This window comes from Priestia sp. JSM ZJ58 (assembly GCF_044383985.1).
Classification (GTDB): Bacteria; Bacillota; Bacilli; order Bacillales; family Bacillaceae_H; genus Priestia; species Priestia zanthoxyli.
The window spans coordinates 1,919,545-1,937,374 of record NZ_JBISEM010000001.1 but is presented as its reverse complement, the minus strand read 5'-3'; the positions used below and the strand labels follow the sequence as shown (position 1 = coordinate 1,937,374).

At 39.0% G+C, this 17,830-nt stretch carries 19 protein-coding genes; 4 read left to right on the top strand and 15 right to left on the bottom strand.

All coding sequences use genetic code 11. The annotated features are described in order from the left end of the window. Window positions 1–89: 89 nt before the first annotated feature. The 3 genes from ACH6EI_RS10335 to ACH6EI_RS10325 all read right to left on the bottom strand — a co-directional run bounded on the left by ACH6EI_RS10335 (window position 90) and on the right by ACH6EI_RS10325 (window position 3,233). Window positions 90–1,373: an ABC transporter substrate-binding protein gene (locus ACH6EI_RS10335; RefSeq protein ID WP_028412948.1), complete on the bottom strand. Its 1,284-nt coding sequence runs from the start codon at window positions 1,371–1,373 to the stop codon at window positions 90–92. A gap of 70 nt (window positions 1,374–1,443) precedes the next feature. Further along, on the bottom strand, window positions 1,444–2,271 hold the full coding sequence (locus tag ACH6EI_RS10330; protein WP_013057493.1) for a carbohydrate ABC transporter permease: 828 nt from the start codon (window positions 2,269–2,271) through the stop codon (window positions 1,444–1,446). After that, window positions 2,271–3,233, bottom strand: coding sequence for a carbohydrate ABC transporter permease (locus ACH6EI_RS10325; protein WP_028412947.1), 963 nt, complete (start codon window positions 3,231–3,233; stop codon window positions 2,271–2,273). Before ACH6EI_RS10325 ends, ACH6EI_RS10330 begins: the two co-directional genes overlap by 1 nt. A 230-nt stretch (window positions 3,234–3,463) precedes the next feature. Between ACH6EI_RS10325 and ACH6EI_RS10320 the strand changes: the two genes are divergently transcribed. Further along, the gene (locus tag ACH6EI_RS10320) at window positions 3,464–4,303 is read left to right on the top strand and encodes an SDR family oxidoreductase (RefSeq protein ID WP_098999492.1); all 840 of its coding nucleotides are present in this window, start codon (window positions 3,464–3,466) and stop codon (window positions 4,301–4,303) included. A gap of 69 nt (window positions 4,304–4,372) precedes the next feature. Here ACH6EI_RS10320 and ACH6EI_RS10315 read toward each other — a convergent pair whose 3' ends face one another. The 7 genes from ACH6EI_RS10315 to ACH6EI_RS10285 form a co-directional block, all read right to left on the bottom strand. After that, window positions 4,373–5,704, bottom strand: coding sequence for a TIGR00366 family protein (locus tag ACH6EI_RS10315; protein WP_014459643.1), 1,332 nt, complete (start codon window positions 5,702–5,704; stop codon window positions 4,373–4,375). A 127-nt stretch (window positions 5,705–5,831) separates the two neighbouring features. Further along, window positions 5,832–6,317, bottom strand: a complete 486-nt coding sequence (locus ACH6EI_RS10310) for a GNAT family N-acetyltransferase (RefSeq protein ID WP_098999562.1) — start codon at window positions 6,315–6,317, stop codon at window positions 5,832–5,834. A gap of 104 nt (window positions 6,318–6,421) precedes the next feature. Continuing rightward, on the bottom strand, window positions 6,422–6,655 hold the full coding sequence (locus tag ACH6EI_RS10305) for a hypothetical protein (RefSeq protein WP_063247778.1): 234 nt from the start codon (window positions 6,653–6,655) through the stop codon (window positions 6,422–6,424). Between the two features lie 100 nt (window positions 6,656–6,755). Continuing rightward, window positions 6,756–6,941 carry a DUF4083 family protein gene (locus ACH6EI_RS10300; RefSeq protein WP_013057499.1) on the bottom strand — a complete coding sequence of 62 codons (186 nt, stop codon included), beginning with the start codon at window positions 6,939–6,941 and terminating at the stop codon, window positions 6,756–6,758. A 92-nt stretch (window positions 6,942–7,033) separates the two neighbouring features. Continuing rightward, window positions 7,034–8,140 (bottom strand): CapA family protein, encoded by a 1,107-nt coding sequence (locus ACH6EI_RS10295; protein WP_014459640.1) that lies wholly within the window; start codon window positions 8,138–8,140, stop codon window positions 7,034–7,036. A gap of 313 nt (window positions 8,141–8,453) precedes the next feature. Beyond that, window positions 8,454–9,698, bottom strand: a complete 1,245-nt coding sequence (locus tag ACH6EI_RS10290) for a YeeE/YedE family protein (protein ID WP_099331099.1) — start codon at window positions 9,696–9,698, stop codon at window positions 8,454–8,456. Window positions 9,699–9,870: 172 nt separating this feature from the next. Beyond that, the gene (locus ACH6EI_RS10285; protein WP_098999490.1) at window positions 9,871–10,908 is read right to left on the bottom strand and encodes an EAL domain-containing protein; all 1,038 of its coding nucleotides are present in this window, start codon (window positions 10,906–10,908) and stop codon (window positions 9,871–9,873) included. A gap of 199 nt (window positions 10,909–11,107) precedes the next feature. On the opposite strand from ACH6EI_RS10285, the gene ACH6EI_RS10280 reads away from it, so the two are divergent. Continuing rightward, window positions 11,108–11,440, top strand: coding sequence for a hypothetical protein (locus ACH6EI_RS10280; RefSeq protein ID WP_028412940.1), 333 nt, complete (start codon window positions 11,108–11,110; stop codon window positions 11,438–11,440). Window positions 11,441–11,476: 36 nt separating this feature from the next. Here ACH6EI_RS10280 and ACH6EI_RS10275 read toward each other — a convergent pair whose 3' ends face one another. Both ACH6EI_RS10275 and ACH6EI_RS10270 read right to left on the bottom strand, forming a co-directional pair. Then, complete coding sequence (locus ACH6EI_RS10275) at window positions 11,477–12,649, bottom strand: iron-containing alcohol dehydrogenase (protein ID WP_098999489.1); 1,173 nt, start codon at window positions 12,647–12,649, stop codon at window positions 11,477–11,479. An 85-nt stretch (window positions 12,650–12,734) separates the two neighbouring features. Beyond that, a complete protein-coding gene (locus tag ACH6EI_RS10270) occupies window positions 12,735–13,625 on the bottom strand; it encodes a LysR family transcriptional regulator (protein WP_098999488.1) in 891 nt (296 codons plus the stop codon). Window positions 13,626–13,843: 218 nt separating this feature from the next. Here ACH6EI_RS10270 and ACH6EI_RS10265 point away from each other — a divergent pair, with 218 nt between their 5' ends. Together ACH6EI_RS10265 and ACH6EI_RS10260 are read left to right on the top strand one after the other, a co-directional pair. Further along, a complete protein-coding gene (locus ACH6EI_RS10265; RefSeq protein ID WP_013057506.1) occupies window positions 13,844–13,990 on the top strand; it encodes a hypothetical protein in 147 nt (48 codons plus the stop codon). 167 nt (window positions 13,991–14,157) lie between these two features. After that, the gene (locus tag ACH6EI_RS10260; RefSeq protein ID WP_098113146.1) at window positions 14,158–15,069 is read left to right on the top strand and encodes a DMT family transporter; all 912 of its coding nucleotides are present in this window, start codon (window positions 14,158–14,160) and stop codon (window positions 15,067–15,069) included. A 149-nt stretch (window positions 15,070–15,218) separates the two neighbouring features. Here the strand turns inward: ACH6EI_RS10260 and ACH6EI_RS10255 are convergent, their stop codons facing one another. The 3 genes from ACH6EI_RS10255 to ACH6EI_RS10245 all read right to left on the bottom strand — a co-directional run bounded on the left by ACH6EI_RS10255 (window position 15,219) and on the right by ACH6EI_RS10245 (window position 17,720). Further along, on the bottom strand, window positions 15,219–15,956 hold the full coding sequence (locus ACH6EI_RS10255; protein WP_098999487.1) for a hypothetical protein: 738 nt from the start codon (window positions 15,954–15,956) through the stop codon (window positions 15,219–15,221). 85 nt (window positions 15,957–16,041) lie between these two features. Beyond that, a complete protein-coding gene (locus ACH6EI_RS10250; RefSeq protein WP_098999486.1) occupies window positions 16,042–16,491 on the bottom strand; it encodes a GNAT family N-acetyltransferase in 450 nt (149 codons plus the stop codon). Continuing rightward, on the bottom strand, window positions 16,488–17,720 hold the full coding sequence (locus ACH6EI_RS10245) for an MFS transporter (protein ID WP_098999485.1): 1,233 nt from the start codon (window positions 17,718–17,720) through the stop codon (window positions 16,488–16,490). Before ACH6EI_RS10245 ends, ACH6EI_RS10250 begins: the two co-directional genes overlap by 4 nt. Window positions 17,721–17,830: the final 110 nt, after the last annotated feature.

Here is a 17,830-nt window from a genome sequence, read left to right as displayed (position 1 = left end):
ACAATTAATTTCTATAAAAAGGATAAAGATACAAAAATATTACATTTTTGATTCCACAAAAAAAGACAACCCAAAGGTTGTCTTTTCCATTACTTCAACTCAGCCCATCTTTTATCTAATGATTTTAACAGCTCATCTTCAGACGTTTGGCCACCGATGTATTCTTGTACATCTGCTCCAAATTTTTGCGTTACGCCTTCAGGGAACTTTGTCCATTCCCAAGGAATCGTTTTTTGATCTTTAGAATATTTAAGAAGCTCGTCACCTAAAGGTCCGATGTCTTTTGCTTCAATTGACTTAAAGGCTGGAATGTACTTGAAGTCTTCTACTAGCGCTTTTTGACCTTCTTTAGATGTAACCATCCAGTTTAAGAAGTCTTTGGCTGCTTTTTTATCTGCCGCTGGTGCTTGTTTGTGAATAACCCAGTTGCTTGGAACGTCAATTGCAAGCTTGTCAGATACAGCTGCATCATCGCTTAACGGCATAGGTAGAATACCTACATCCATGTTCGGCGTAATTTTATCAAGCATTGGCTGAATCCAGTTTCCTTGCTGAATCATCGCTGCTTCACCGGTCGCAAATTTCGTTACTTGCGTGTTGTAGTCCGTCGTTAACGGATTTTTGTTTCCATATTTCACTGTTAAATCAAGCAGCTTTACATACTGTTTGAACTGCTCGTTTCCTGCGATTTTCGTACTGCCGTCATTTAATCCTTTAATAAATGCATCCGGATCTTTTTGACTGGCAAATGGAATGTTTAAGCCGTGGTTTCCAAGCACCCACCACTCTCCGTAGCCGATAGAAAATGGCGTAATGCCGGCTGCTTTTAGCTTTTTAGCCGCTGCTTCTAATTCTGAATATGTTTTTGGAAGTTCTTTGATGCCTGCTTTTTTGAACAGTTTTTTGTTATATGTAAATCCATAGCCTTCAAGACTGATTGGCTGTCCATATACTTTACCGTCCATCGTCATTGGTGTAAGTGTGTTTTCATATGCGTCATCAACCCAAGGCTGATCTGATAAATCTTCTAATTTATTTTTCCACGTTTTCGCCTCTTGATATCCGCCGTTTGTGAAAAGGTCGGGTGCATTGCCCGACGCAAACTGCGCTTTTAAGGCTGCTGCACCGTCAGCTCCTCCACCAACCGTTTGGATATTGAACTTCACGTTTGGATGTTCTTTTGTATATTGATCAGTTAGAGCTTTTAGCTGATCTGCAATTTCTACTTTTCCTTGAAATACGTCTACTACTACTTGATCTCCGCCGCTTTTTTTATTACCAGATGCGCTTTCGTTTGAACATGCGGTTGAAAATAAAAGCGTAGCCGATAAAACACCTACTGCTAAAGGCCATTTTTTCATTTTGAATGCCATTTTCTGTTCCTCCCTATTTGCTGCTGGTTTTGATGCCTCAGCCTCAAAACCAGCCCTGTTGCCGCTTCTATTATTTAATTGAACCGCTTGTAATTCCTTTAACAATGTGTTTTTGCATTGCAAAGAAGAAGATTAATAGCGGGATAATACTGATTACAAGTGCTGCTAGTGCTAAATCCCACTGCTTTGTATACTGACCAAAGAAGAAGAATGTCGCAAGCGGAATCGTTCTTAGCTCAGGATCTTGCAAAACAAGAGACGGAAGTAAGAAGTCATTCCAAATCCATAGGCTGTTTAAGATGACGACAGTTACTGTAATTGGCTTTAATAATGGGAACACAATTCTCCAAAATACGCCTAGACGTGAGCATCCGTCAATGATTGCAGCTTCTTCTAGCTCAACTGGAATTCCTTTAATAAATCCGTGGTATAAGAAAATCGTCATACCTGAACCGAAGCCTAAGTACATGATCACAATACCCCAAATGCTGTTTAACAGATTTAAGTTTCCTGCTACTTTTACAAGTGGAATCATGATGGATTGAAATGGAATAACCATTGCCGCTACGAATGCCATAAAGATAATGCTGCTGATTTTTTTCTTTGTTCGAACCAGCATGTAAGCTGCCATTGAACAGAAGATGACTAGAACTGCGTTACTGATGACTGTAATGATTAGCGAGTTGCTAAGCACTTTTAAGTAGTTCATTTGGTTAAATGCATTAACAAAGTTTTGAAACTGAATCGTTGTTGGCAGTGCCGATGTGTTTGATAAAATTTCTGCAAATGACTTCAGCGAGTTTGAAAGCACGTAATAAAAGGGAACCAAGAACACCAGTCCAAGCAGGACCGCTAAAATTTCAACAATAAAGGTTTTGCTCGTATATTTGTTTCCCATTACGATTCAACCTCCTTCTTCTTCGTGTATGTTACTTGAATAATCGTAATCGCTGCTACGACGATGAAGAAAATTAAGGCTTTTGCTTCACCTAGACCGTATCTGTTATTCACAAATGCTTCTGTATAAATGTTAAGCGCTAACATCTCTGTTGATTTGAATGGACCACCGTTTGTTAATGATAAGTTGACATCAAATACTTTAAATGACCATGAAATCGTTAAGAATAAACAAACCGTTACTGCCGGCGCTACCATTGGAATTGTAATGTGACGAAGAATTTGCCATCTGCTTGCTCCGTCAATTTTTGCTGCTTCAATCAGCTCTTGCGGTACGTTTTGCAGTGCTGCTGTGTAAATAAGCATGATATAACCTGCTCCTTGCCATACACTTACAATCACGATGCCCCAAAATGCTGTTTTTGCGTCTCCTAACCAAGGAAGTTCAAAAAGCGAGATTCCCGTGATTTGTCCGATAGATGCAAATCCTTTTACGAAAATGAACTGCCATACAAATCCTAGTAAAAGTCCGCCAATTAAATTCGGCATAAAGAAAACCGTACGTAAAATATTTCGTGTTTTTAACATTTGAGTAACAAGGATTGCTAACACGAACCCAACCACATTCGTTAAGATAATCGCAACGACCGTATATTTTGTTGTGATCCAAAACGACTGCTGAAACTGCTTATCTTCGGTGAACAAGTACTTGAAGTTATCAAGCCCCACCCAGTTAATCGTGCCGTTTACTCCGTTCCAGTCTGTAAATGAGTAATAAATCCCTGTAAAAAATGGTATAAGTACAATCACACAAAACGCTAAAAGTGCGGGCCCTACAAATAGAGCAAATAAACCTGCATTTTTCAAATTTTTACGTTTTTTCGTATTAACTGATGGTTCTCTTTTAAGTTCTTGCTCTAAAGGAACATATTCTGTCTCCTGTAATTTACTTTGGCTATTCATCTTACTAGCACCTCCCTATGTCTTATTTTAGCGAAATCCGCTATTTATGAAACCGCTTTAATTGACGAGTAGGGTGTAAAATATTGACCTTTGTGCAACATTTTCTCCCCTGTGCACATTTTACATACTTTTCTAAAGCATGAAAGAAATATAAGAAAAAGCTAGAAGTGGACGACATATCTTCTTATCTTATACACTAGAAAAAAGATGTAGTTGGGAGGAACATACTCATGACAGCAAAACGAGCGCTAATTACAGGTGCCAATTCAGGAATGGGGCTGGCCACAACGATTGAACTAGCTAAAAAAGGATTCGAAGTCATTATGGTATGCCGAAATGAAGAAAGAGGAAATGCCGCTTTAGAAGAAGCGAAACGCCAAAGCGGATCGGATTCCATATCTCTTATGACCTGTGACCTAGGTTCTCTTGACAGTATCCGGGCTTTCAGTGAAGACTTTACGTCTCGCTACAGTGTACTTGATGTGCTGATTAACAACGCGGGCGTCGTGACAATTAAGCGGGAAACAACACAAGACGGATTTGAAATGATGCTTGGTGTCAATCATTTGGGTCACTTTTTATTAACTAATTTACTTTTAGATCCGCTGAAAAAATCTCAACAGGGACGCATTATAAACGTTGGATCCGGTGCTCATAAAGCGGGAAAAATAGACCTCAACAACCCTCACTTAACAACAGGATTCGGAATATGGCGAGGATACTCTCAGTCTAAATTAGCAAATAACTTATTTACGGTTCATTTAAGTAAAAAGTTAAAAGACACCTCTGTAACCGTAAATTGCCTTCACCCCGGAGCCGTTTCTACCGCTATCGGCGTTAATCGTCAAACAGGTTTTGGAAAAAGCATTCACGCCGTGCTTCGCCCTTTCTTTTTAACACCTCTTCAAGGTGCCGAAACAGCTATTTATTTAGCTGACAGTCCTGAAGTGACGCATATTAGCGGCGCTTATTTTTATAAAAAACGCGTGACTCCTCCTTCTTCAAGAGCAAAAAATGAACGGCTTGCAGAAGAATTTTGGGACTGGAGTGCGCGCGAAGTTGGTTTATAAAGTAGATAGATACGCTTGGGAAAGAAAAAAGTAATGAAAAAGGTCAGCTTTTCAGCTGACCTTTTCGTATTAAAAAAACGTTAGTCCTATAGCAAAAATAAAGCCTGATACAATTAAGGTCGTCACGCAGTAGCCCATTATATCGCGTGCTCCGAGCCCTGCGATAGCTAGTGCAGGTAGTGCCCAAAACGGCTGCGCCATATTCATCCATGCTTCTCCGTAAGCAATGGCCATCGCAGCGACTCCCGGATCTACGCCGAGCTGTTCAGCTGCCGGCATAATAAAAGGTCCTTGTACAACCCAGTGTCCTCCTCCTGACGGAACAAAAAAGTTCACAACGCCAGAACTTAAAAACGCAAGAAACGGAAATGTCGTTTCATTTGAAATCGAGATAAATGCGTTCGTTAGCTTCCCACCTAAGCCTGATAGCTCCATCATGCCTTGAATACCTGCGTAGAATGGAAACTGAATCACAATCCCAGCGGTTCCTTTCGCAGCATTGGAAACGGCATTCATATAGGATAAAGGTGTGCGGTGAAGTAAAATACCCGTCGTAAAAAACAATAAATTCACTGTGTTGATATCCATTTTAAAACCGTTTGTAGCAAAATAATAAATTAAATATGAATACCCAAGAAGTGCAATTGTTAGACTTAAAAACCTGCTGTTCTCCATGCGTACAGCAAATGTTGGCTTAGAAGAAGTTGTCTCAACAACTGTAGCCGGCGCCATTTCATCTTCTGCCAATAGTCTTGGATCGATTTCTACCACTTCTTTTCCCGTCGGCATCATCAGTCTTGTCATAATAGGAAGGACAATTAATAATCCGAGGGTAATAAATAAGTTGTAGCCTGTAAAAATCGTGTCTGACAGCGGAATAAGTCCAGCCGTTTTTTCCATTGGATTTCCAGGTGTAGCAGCGACAAGAGGAATCGAACCTGACAAGCCTCCGTGCCATGTTAAAAACCCTATGTAAGCACAGGCAATTAAAAACCGATAATCAGATCCCGGCACGCGTTTCGCTACTTCTTTCGCAAACAGCGCACCTACAATTAAGCCAAACCCCCAGTTAATCATACAAGCCATGGCTGCGCCTAGCGTGACCAGAATAACCCCTTGCGCCGGAGTTTTGGCTAACAGTGCTATGTTTACAAGCCACTTCTTTACAAGCGGCGAGCTAGCAAGCGCATGCCCTGTGACAAGCACCAAGCTCATTTGCATCGCAAATGCAAGAAGGTTCCAAAAGCCGCTTCCCCAAAACTGAACCATCTCAATCGGCCCGTGAGGAGTAAAAACAATACCTGATACAAATAAAATCAGCGTCAGGATTAAAGCAAATACAAACGGATCAGGTAAAAAACGCTGAACAAGCGCCGTGAAGAAATTAGATAACGCTTTCATTTTACTCCTCCTTTACAGGAATGCTCCTGTGAATAAATGTCGACAAGCATCTTTAATTATACATAATTTGTTGAAAATTGTTAATATTTAGTTTAATAAAAAACCCCTTCTGCTTTCCAGAAGGGGTTTACACACTAAACGTTTGAATAAGAGTTGGCTCTCCGTCAAGTTCAATTTTCTTTTCTTGAAAGGAAATATGTAAGCTTTCATAAATATGTTTCCAAAATGAAATAGCCCGCTTATTGCCTGCAAGCTCAATAATCATATACGTTCCTTTTCGATGAGAGAAAATGTCTTTTACCGTTTCAGAAGCAATGCCCTGCTTTCGGTATTTGTTTAAGATAAAAAAATCATTGATGCAGTAATCTGCTTCTTGCTGAAGTGCGGGCTGTTCAAGAAGTAAAAAAAAGCCCGTCAGCTTATCATCTACTTTAATAAAGTATGGCGAGAGGCCTTCTACTTTCCAAAACAAGGGCAGCTCTTCAAAATGAAAAGCTCCATCTTCGCGAATATCTAAAGAAGGTGTATACGCAGATAAATCATGGAGATAAAGAGAATACAAATTTTGCAAAACGCCCGCTTGGCTTTTAAGTACTTTTTCAATCGTAAGCATTCTTAGTTCATCTCCTTCTTTTCCTATCATAAGGGTTTTTTGTGAAAGTTTACAGTAAAAATGTTTGAGGCAAAGTGAAGACGGATAGTCAAAAAGCTCTTTTTTCATTTTGTAGATGTATGAAACGCAATAAAAAAACGATCATCTCCGGTACTGTACGCTCCGTCTGATAATCGTTTTTTATGTTTTGTGTGCTGATGCTGAAGTTTTTCCTTCTTTGTTTTGGTTTTGCGCGTTTCCATGTCTGCAAATATAAACAGGCTGCGGTTTAATTCTGGATTTCGCTTTCCTTCACGCGTCATTTTATCACGCATTTTTTTTGCTTTTGACTTTGCCATGTAACTTCCTCCCTATATAAACGATGTATACATATCTTACTGCTTTTTTATAAAATGTCAAGTTCAGAAGCACTGATGTGTTAACAGTGCTTCTGTATAGTCATGACTCTTTATTTTTCAGCATATCATCTAATTTTTGTTCCATTCTCTGAAGCCTTTTTTCATTTGCCCCCTGCTTTTGAATCAACCTTTTTAAGCCTATAATAAATGCAATTATTACTCCTGCTATTCCTATCAGGATAAGCAGCATAAGAATTTGGAAAATAATATCACCTATATTAACCATAGTTCCACCTTTTATCTATTTTTTTACATTATATCATTTTTTTAGTTATTTCTGCTTTATTTTATAAAAAAAAGCTCTCAGTGCTGAGAGCTTCATTTACTATCTTCATCGTAAACCGTCCACTTTTCCTGTTTGATTTGATTGGAAACATCAATCAGTTTATTTTTTACCCGGTCCTTTTCTGCTCCTGTTAAAGGCGTAGGTCGGTAGTCGTTTCGCGCCGTTGTGGAAGAAATACGGAATGGAATGACGTTGATGTCTTTATTAGTCGTTAGCTTTCCATCTTTAATCGTAAACGTCTGCTGAAATACAAATGTGTCCTTATCACTTGGGTTTTTATTTCCGCCAAACATAAAGTTTCCTAAGCTGTAGACAATAAATTTATTTTTGTATTCTTCAATTCCTTGAACAACGTGAGGGTGATGACCTAAAATCAAATCTGCTCCGTTATCAATTGTATACTTCGCCAGTGCCTGCTGCGCTGTATCAGGAACATAGTGTCGTTCAGATCCCCAGTGGAAATGCACAATGATAATTTTGGCGCCTTTTTCTTTTAAAGACTTAATTCCGTCTTTAATCTGACTTCTTACTTCTTTTGTGTCATCCCAGCCCGGATATCCAAGCAATCCTACTTTGACTCCTTTTACCGTTGTGATATATGTATCTTCATAGCCAAAATAGCCTATTCCGCTTTTCTTTAAGTTTTCTCGTGTATCATCATATCCTTGCTGTAAATAATCATGCGTATGATTATTAGCCAAGTTAACGGTTTCAATACTTCCCTGTTTTAAAATATTTACAAACGAAGGATCACCTTTAAAACGAAATGTTTTACTTGCTTTTTCCGTCGCAGTTGTCAGCGTTGTTTCTAAATTAACCGTTGTTAAGTCATCTTGCTCAAAGATCGATTTTACATTTTGCGTAAAATACGGCAGGCCATTTCTTGCTGCTACGTCGTTAAAAGTAGAATCGTACCCAAAGCTTTCATCGTTTCCTAAGGTAAAATCTCCTGCTGCGCTAACTTTAATGGTTGTATTGATTGCGTCTTTTTTCTCTTTTTTACTCGCTTCTTCTTTAGACTTTACTGTTTCTTCTTTTTTCTGCGGCTCAGAAGAGGTTTGTTCTCCTGCTCCTCCGCACGCTCCCAGTAAAAAACACAAACTTCCATAAATAACAGCTTTTTTTAAATACTTGTTCATGTAACGTTAAAACCCCTTTTTACGTTTTGATAACTGTGTCTGGACTTGGTGTTTACTGCTTATTTCGCCAAATACATACAATTCTCCTGTTATATCGGCAAAATAAGTGAAATTTTTATAAAAAAAGGAAGTTTTTATATTCTTTTTGGGTTAGGACAAGAGGATTTGGCTAAGAGAAAAGTCGCGCAAACGCTGCGGAGAAAACTGATGAGCTGTACTAAACTTCAAGTGATTCACAAAATAGCAGAGCGATTCCAAACATCACCTAAAATAAAAACCTCCTTTGCTCATGCAAAGAAGGTTTTATTTAAACTTAACAAATCGAATCATTAGATTTAGGGTTTTTGAGTCCAAATAACGGGCGGATAAATAGTGCTAAGCCTGTGCCAAGCATTGCCATAACCATCCATACCCATCCATGAAGACTAAATGAAGCAATGCCGCCAAAGTAAGCGCCAATGTTACAGCCAAAGGCAAGTCGCGCACCATATCCCATTAAAAGGCCCCCCACAACAGCTGCTCCTGCAACCCCGGGTTTAATCTTTCCTGGTTTGAACGTTCCTTGCGCCGTCGCTGAAATGAAAGCGCCTAGTATGATCCCAAAATTCAATACGCTGGTAGAGTCTGCTAGCACACTTTGCGTTAGCGCTTCTCCATTTGCACCTTGGAAAAATCCCCAGCTTGATACATCTATTCCAGCTGCCATCATTGCTTTTCCGCCCCATAAAGCAAAGGCAGAAGTAATACCCCAAGGATTTCCTCTTACAGCCAGCGTTAATGCATTTAATACAGCCAGCACAATCGCTGCAGTGAATAGAGGCCAAGAGCCGCGAATGATCTTTTTCCACCCTTTTGTCGTAGGAAGCTGCTTCATCATAGGCGGATTTTTCTTTTTGGCAATTTGAATCGTAATCCAGTAAATCGCTGCAAACGCGATAAGCTGTACAATCCAAGCACCAAAATAACCAAGGCCTGTCGATTCAGCTAATGAAATAGGAGGAAGCGAAGGTTGTTTTTGCCAAAATGGCAAATGATACGCCCCGAACATAGAGCCTACAATAAAGGCTAAAAGCGTTAAAATCATGGAAGAAGAGCCACCGCCTAACGAATACAGCGTTCCTGAGGCACATCCATTTCCTAGCTGCATGCCAATTCCAAACATAAATGAACCAACTATCACGCTGACTCCTACAGGTGAAACATATCCTTTTGGCGTTACCCCTGTAAAGCTAAAGCCTGTACTTAAAATAATAGCAAACAGCGTTGACGCAATCGCTAGCATAAGCATATGCGCTTGCAAGCCTTGAACGTTGCCGACAGATACGAGTCGGCGAAATGCTGATGTAAAGCCAAAACGTGCGTACAGAAGCGTCATTCCTAGTGCTAGACCGATAATAAATAACACACCTTGCGTCCAATCAGTCATTAGCACAATCGCTAGAAGTAAAATAACCGCTGCTATAACCCCTCCTGCAAATAACGGCTTTTGCATAGGGCTTAATTCTGTTACAACAGTAGTTGGCTTTGATTTATATGATGAGTGCAACGTTTGTGCCAAATCATCCACTCCTTTTCTGATAGAAATACTAAGAATTAATATTTATCATCTTATAGCACTTCCCTTTCTCTGTAAACTATTTAGCAAAATGAAAGTGAATTGTTTATTTTTTGAGTATTCTTACTTTCGTTCATACAAAAAGCAGAAGTTTCTGTTCTTCTGCTTTTGGCTGCTAAACGTAAATAGAATGAATCTCTTTTAACGGTTTAGGATTAGGCTTTGCAAAATAATACCCTTGAAACAAATCATAACCCATCTCTATCAGGCATTTTAAATCTTCTTCTGTTTCTACCCCTTCTGCAAGAGCCTGTGCCCCCATTTTATGGGTGATAGCTAACATCTCTTGGGCCACTTTTTTCTGTTTCTCATTCTTACTGACTCCGTTTGTGAATTCAAATGCCAATTTCACGACGTCAGGCTCCACTTCTAAAAGCCGATTCAGCGTATTATAGCCAACTCCTACGTCATCTAAAGCATATTTAAATCCGTGGGAGCGATAATAATTCAAAATGTTTTTTAAATGCTCAATATCTTGAACATCCTCCGTTTCAATCACTTCAAACACAATTTGCTCGGGCTTTATATTCAATTCTTTAATTAATGTAAATGTAGATGCTAAGCAATGCTCAGGGTTATATATTGCTGTAGGAATAAAGTTAATAAAAATCAGCTGATGATCAATAATACTAGCATTTTTTACAGCTTCTAAGCGGCAGGCTCGGTCAAGAGCGAAGGTTTTATTTCTTATTTGAGCAGCTTCAAACATTTTAAAAGGAGGGATAATACTTCCGTCTTCTTCTAATCCTCTTGATAAAATTTCGTGGCCAACGATATGCACGCGTTCATGATCAACCGATACAATCGGCTGATAATACGAGCAAATTCGCTTGTCTTCAATCAGCTCATCAATCCACAAGGCATCTTTCATTTTTTGGAAAGCGGTGATTGGCTCCATACGCCGCAGGTTTTCAAACGGGCTCCGCTGCTTGGCTTCTACAGCCCACACATGCCGAGGGTCTAGATGCTGATGAACATAATCCATAAAACTCCAAAAGATATCTTCCCTCATCCAGATCATATCTTCTCCAAGAGTCTTCCATTGGTTTTGAGAAATATCTTTAAAGTATTTTTCCAATTTCTTCACATCCCTTGATTGCTGAAAAGAAACCGTATATCCTGTCCTAATTGGCAGACACGCGTCGCACCCCATAGCTCATCTTCTCCCTCATTTATCATCAGTTTTTTGTATGTATACACGGATAGTTCTTAGGAACTATACCACTTTTAAGAAACTTGCAAACCCTATTTTTTCGCTAAAATAGAATGTACCAAAAAGTTTTGGTAAAATGATAGACGTGTTTTATTGTCTACATCATAAGACGCACTTGATAAAAGGAAGTGAACCATACATGAGCAAAAACCGTTTTACGAAGTGGTTTTTATTTTCTTTACTACTCTTTGCCTTAAGTACTGGAGCAATGTATTATACGCTCTATATATCGTACTGGGCGTATTCTATTAAGCTGTTTTTAATTGTGGTGCCGCTCTTTACATTATTATCGGTTGCTTTTGGTTCGTTGGTAATCGTTCATGAGCGCAAAAGAAAACGCGTATTTCAGCTACAAAATGAAGGAGGCATTTCCAAAAATACGTTTATTCAAGGTTTTTCCGAAATAACGGTAGGAGCAGGCTGCATCTTACTGTGCTTTTTTCTCTTTCTTTATTTTCTAATGGATTATTAAGTACATATAAAAAAGACGAGCAGGCAGCTCGTCTTTTTATTTGGATCTTTCTAGAATATCTCGAACGCTTGCATAATCAAGCTCTTTATAAGTACCAACACCTGGTTTTACAAAGGTCTTTTCAACAATCGCATCAAATTCAGAGTCATCAATATCATAGTCACGCAAGCTGTTCGGGGCTCCTAAGTCATTCCAGAAAGTGCGAAGCGCTTTTGCACCTTCCATTGCTGTTTCTTCATCGCTTTTTCCTTCTGGGTTGATGCCAAATACGTTTACAGCCAGTTGTTTTACACGAGAAGGATCTTCTTTTAGCACATGCTCCAGCCAATTAGGGAACAAGATAGCAAGGCCGCCTCCGTGGGGAATATCATACACGGCCGACAGAGCATGTTCAATACGATGAGTAGCCCAGTCTCCTCCATCCGTTCCGTTTGCTAAGCTTCCGTTAAAAGCCGTCGTGCTGATATACATCATTGTTTCACGATACTGATAAGAAGTCAGGTTTGTAAGAAGCTTAGGACCTTCTTGTACAGCTGTTCTTAGCAATGATTCAATAAAGCCGTCGATCATCGGCGTATTTTCTGTGCGGTGAAAATAGTGTTCAAGCGCATGCGACATACTATCAACAATTCCATAGACTGTTTGGTCGCGCGGCACTGAAAACGTGTACGCCGGATCTAAGATAGAAAAGACGGGAAATACATGAGAAGACGTCCAACCTAGCTTTTCTTTTGTTTCCCAATTTGTAATAACAGAAGTTGAATTCATTTCAGATCCTGTTGCCGCAAGTGTTAAGACCGTTCCAAAAGGAAGAGCACCTGTAATCTCTACTTTGCGTGTAATTAAGTCCCATGTATTCCCTTCATACACGGCTCCAGCTGCGATAGCTTTTGTACAATCGATCACGCTTCCCCCCCCAACGGCTAAGAGAAAATCAATGTTTTCTTTTTTACATATGTCAACGCCTTTAGCTACCGTAGTCAAACGAGGGTTCGGTTCTACACCAGACAGCTCGTGAACAACCGCGTCAATAGACTGAAGTTCAGCTTTCACTTCGTCGTATACGCCATTTTGTTTGATGCTTCCTCCTCCGTATACTAACAGAACGTTTACTTGTTTAGTGTAAGAAGCAAGCTCTTGCGATAGCTTCGTAATTTGATTTTTTCCAAAGTATAATTTGGTAGGATTGTGCTGCAAAAATATATTCATGTTCTACACCTCTAGTTTTCTTTTCTTGTAAAAAGTGTATCACGAAAGCAGCTTCATCATTATTGAAGATTCTCTATATCTATTATCAATATTTTTGATAACCTTCTTGTACAAGTGAAATGAAGTGTTGAATGGGTGCCGTCAGCCATTTTTTCTTTTTGAATATGAGCTGTGAATAAAGATAAAATTCTTCATGGTCAAACGGGATTTTAATCAGTTTTCCATTTTCAATCTCTTGTTTTACCGCTATTTCTGGCACAAGAGCAATACCTAAATTATCCGCTACGCACTGTTTAATTGCTTCAAGACTGCTAAATGAAATCACCGATTGCATATGAATACCCCTGCTGCGCATCATCTCTTCTAAAAGCGTACGATAAGGGCAGCCGCTCTCGGTTAAAATGATGGTTTCTCCTTCAAACTCTTCCATTACAACGTTGTTTTTTTCACTAAAAAAATGAGAAGGCGAAGCAATCATAACCATGTTTTCTTTTCGAATAGGAATCACTTGTAAGCTTGAAGATGTTTGAAGGCGATCAAGCAAAACGGCTACGTCATACTTTCCGTCAATAATCCCTTGTGTTAAATTTGGACATAAACCCGCTTCTAGCATAATCTTTAGAGAAGGGTGCTGCTTTTTTAATTCACGAATATACGGTGTAATAAAATAAGCGGCCAGCGACTCCACGGTTCCTATTGAAACTGTTCCTCTAGCATCTTCATTCGTAGTAAGGCGCTCTTTTGCTTCATTTAATAACTCGGTTACTTGATTCACATAATAAAGCAATTCTTCACCAGGCTGAGTCAGCTTCATTTTTTGTCCTGTTCGTTCAAATAGTTTTTGACCGTAATGATCCTCTAATTTTTTTATATGAGTGGTAACGCTTGACTGAGCATACCCTAATTCCTCGCCCGTTCGTGTATAGCTCCCCCACTTCGCTACTTCTTTAAATGTATATAAATAGTTAATATCCATGTGCTGCTCCTTATGTACTGCTGTTTTGTTTCGTTATCCATATGCTAAAGCTGTTCTTAATCAGAACCTATACGTAAATAGAATCACAGTACAGTATAAGCGAACTTGTTTTGCCAAGCAATTTTATCAACCTTAAAAATTCTTTTTATATTAGGCAATTACGTCGTTTTTTGTTCATAGAATGAAAAACAAACTTATGAAAAGAAAGGGTGTATCTCGTGACAGCCTACAAAGAAGTGCTATATAAAGGAAAACGCTTTGTACTGATTCACGTATATGATTCAGGATACTGTGAAATTCGACCGATTGATCATGCTTTTAAAGTCGAACTTGTGCGATTAGATGAGATAGAACAATGTGGATAACAGTCATGAACGCAGCCATTGCAGCTGCGTTTTTGTTTGTATTATAAACAAGTGGATGAGATAAAAATACCTGAATTGGCTGGCCTTTTACATAATTTCTTCCTGTATACTTTGTAACTAAGGATATCCGCACTTATTTACTTTTTATACTTACACGAGGTGATGACATGAAAAAAGGCTGGCTGGAATGGATATTATTATCCGTTGCGTTAATTTGGGGAGCCAATTATACAATCGGAAAATTTGGAGTTGCTCATATGTCTTCCATTCAATTTAGCGCGCTGCGTTTTATAATGGTTGCTCCTATTCTTTTACTTATTACAGGAATAGTAGAGCGAGGCATTCGGATCGAAAAAAAAGACTGGGGACGTTTAATAGCGGTCAGCATAGTAGGCGTTACACTCTATCAAACGCTGTTTATGGTATCCGTTAAGTATACGACAGCTACAAATGCTTCTTTACTTATTTCGATGTCTCCTATTTTCACAGGAATCTTAGCTATCTTATATAAGCATGAAGCTTTTTCATTAAAAACACAGCTAGGCTCTGTGCTTGCTTTTTTCGGGGCTGCGTTTGTACTGCTGTTTGGTCACTCTAGTCATGCGCTGTCGCAGCTTGCATGGTTCGGAAATATCATGGGGATTGTAGCGGCCGTTGCGTGGGGCTGGTATCCGATTTTAGCAAAACCTTTAGTCGTAAAATATTCTGCTTTGCGCGTGACTGCCTGGTCTGCTTTGATCGGAGCTATTCCGCTTACTGTCTACTGTCTTTTCACCTATCAAACACTTGTATGGCCAACAGATATAGGCAGCTGGAGCTCTTTGGCATACTCTGTTTTGTTCGTGACGGTGTACGGACTAGTAATGTGGTATGTAGGAATTGGAAAAATTGGATCTACAAAAGTAATGGTTTACATGTATGTTATTCCTTTATTTGCCGTTGTTTTTGCTGCTGTAGCCATTGGAGAAACCATCAATTCCATGCAGCTGCTTGGAGGACTTATTATTTTTAGCGGTTTGTATATTGTTAAAAAAAGCCCTGCTCCTAAAACAGCTCTCAAACTTAAAAAAGCAAACTAACAAGAGTAACGGATGCGGAGAAATTGCTAAAAGCTATTTTACTAGTAAATCCACACTATAGATGACAACGACTAACGCTCAGGTTTTTCCTGAGCGTTAGTCGTATGAAATTTTACTGATCTAATTGAATAAAACGATTGTTAGTTTCATTAATGAACCTTCATTATATTAATTAATTCTATGATTTTTTTATCCTCACCTGGGTCAACGTGAACCAGTTTTGTATTTTGAATAATATCCTCTGTGTAATTTTTCATAAAACCCTTATCTACCTGAGCAGAACTAGGCCAATGTGAAGGAACATCGTACACATTAATTGTACCATTTCCGTTACTACTATAAGTCACTGAACCATCAACAGAACGAGAACCCTCTAATGTAACAACATCTTTTGGATAGCTAGCACTAGTATCGTCATAAATATTGACTAATTCTCCGGCTGAAATGTAGCGAACATTTAGCTCATCTATCTCTTGGTTTGGTCCTAGCTGTAACCAAATCCGAGCATATTCGATTTGTTTGCTTGTATAATCGAATAGTATTTTTGGGTCTTCCTTCTGACTAACCTTTGAATTACTATTTCCAGACGAAATGCTATCGGAATTTTCATCAACAGCTTTGTCTGAAGAGGCGTCATTTTTATCAGCTTTGTCTGATTGCTTCGACTCACTGCTTGAGGAACTTTCATCTGTTTTACTCGCAGCTTCTTTTGTTGAGGGGCTTCCATCCGTTTTGCCTGTAGCTTCTTTTACTGAGGAATTTATATTCATTTCACTTGTGGTTTCTTCTATGGATTTTTCGTCCTTGTTTCCAGCACACCCTACTAACGTTCCCACCAGCATAAATATAGCAGCATGAAAATAAACACGCTCGGTTCGTTTTTTCATTCGTCAAATCATTCCTTTCGTTTATTTGTTAATTTAAGCGAATGACAATATTTTCGTTTTATATCCAAACCTGTATAAAAAGCAGCTAGACTCTTTTTAAACTGTATTCATGAGTAATTTTATAATGATTATATACGCGTTTAAAACCGGTTCGTTCATAAAATAACGTCGCTTCCTCAGTATCTGTATAAAGAACGAGGCTGTCGTAGTAGTTCTCTGCATAGTGAATAATTTCTTTTAAAAGTCGTTTACCTATACCCTTTCTCCGAAACTGAGCTGAAACATAAAACCTTCTTACTCTTCCAACGTTAGCACACTTACTGTAAGGGTCTTGATTAAGGGCCGCTACGGCTATTAATTCGTTTTGTTCACCGTAAACTCCCCACAGTCTTTCGCCTGTTTTATTAAATACGTTTTGCCCGTTTTTATACTCCGCTATTAGCTTGGTAAGAAAGAAAAAGCCTTCCTCCTGGCTTTCTATTAACAGCTCTTTTATATCATGCTCCATAAGATACGTTAGCGTGATGATCTTCATATATTCTCTCCCCGTTCAACAGGTGATGTTGTTTCCACAGACTGCTTGTTATGGACTAATACTGCAATACCTATGAGAGACGTTACCAGCAATAGGAAGCTTGCAAATAGATATACAATCCTCACCCCAAAGAAGTCCGCTACTGTACCTACAAACGCGATAGAAAGAATAAACGCACCCTGTACAAGAGTTGATTTTGCCGCTATTACTTTAGAAAGAACCCCACTCCTGCAGGCATTTTGATAAATGGTTTCCTGCGCTGCGTCTCGAAGCTGATAGGCAGGACCCATCATTACCAAAAGTGCTAAAGCTAAATACGGGTTCGTTACTAAGCCGTAAAAACCGGTTAAAACAGCATAACCAATTGAGCCCGCGAACATAAGAAGCAAAAGCCTTCCTTTTACCATAGAAGACATTCGGTACACAATAATTCCTCCGACTATGCTTCCAAAATAATACGCACCGTTTATATATCCCCACCATACTTCCCCTTTTCCAAGCACTTCTTTCACAAAAGAAAGAGTAATAGCCCCAATCCAAATGGTTCCAACGAGTGATTCAGTTATGTCCATTATAACGAGTGCTCTGATGCGTTTATGTACCCATAAAAAGCGCCATCCTTCCATTAGCTTTGCCACGCTTCGCTTTTCTGGCTGCTTGTATCTATGAGCTTCTTTTATAAACAGCAAACAAACAAACGAGAACAATAAAAGACCTGCCGTTATACATAAAGAATAAGTGAATCCTGTTAAAGACAAAACGAAACCACCAAGGGACCACCCTGCAAATAGAAAGGTTTGGTCAATTGTTGAAAGCAAACTATTCGCCTGCATTCTTTGACTATCACTTACTAAGCTGCGGACAACCGACGTTTTAAAAATAGTAAAAAAACCGTTAAAAAAAGAAATGATCCCAACAATGACAAAACACATCGCTAGTACTGTGACTGTAAATTTTTGTGTGAGTAGCATATACAATCCAGCGAGCATTCCTATTTGCATAACCTGTACAGCCCGCATAATATGAATAGATTTATATGTATCGGCTAGTAAAGGTACGCTAAGACCACTAAGGAGGCGAGCAAGTAAGCTCGTCATCGTAATCATTGATGCAAGAGCTGTTGAACCGGTGTTTTGATTTATATAGGAAGTGAGGGCCATTGTATAAAGAACAAAACCTAAATTTGTGGTTACTTGACTTGCTGCTAAAAAATAAAAACGCTGAGTCAATTTTTTCTCCTTTCCGTTAGGCGTAACATACAAAGGGATAATATTTTTTGTTAATTTTTCCCTTTTTAAACTATAACACTATTTGACGAAATCCAAAACTATCTATAATT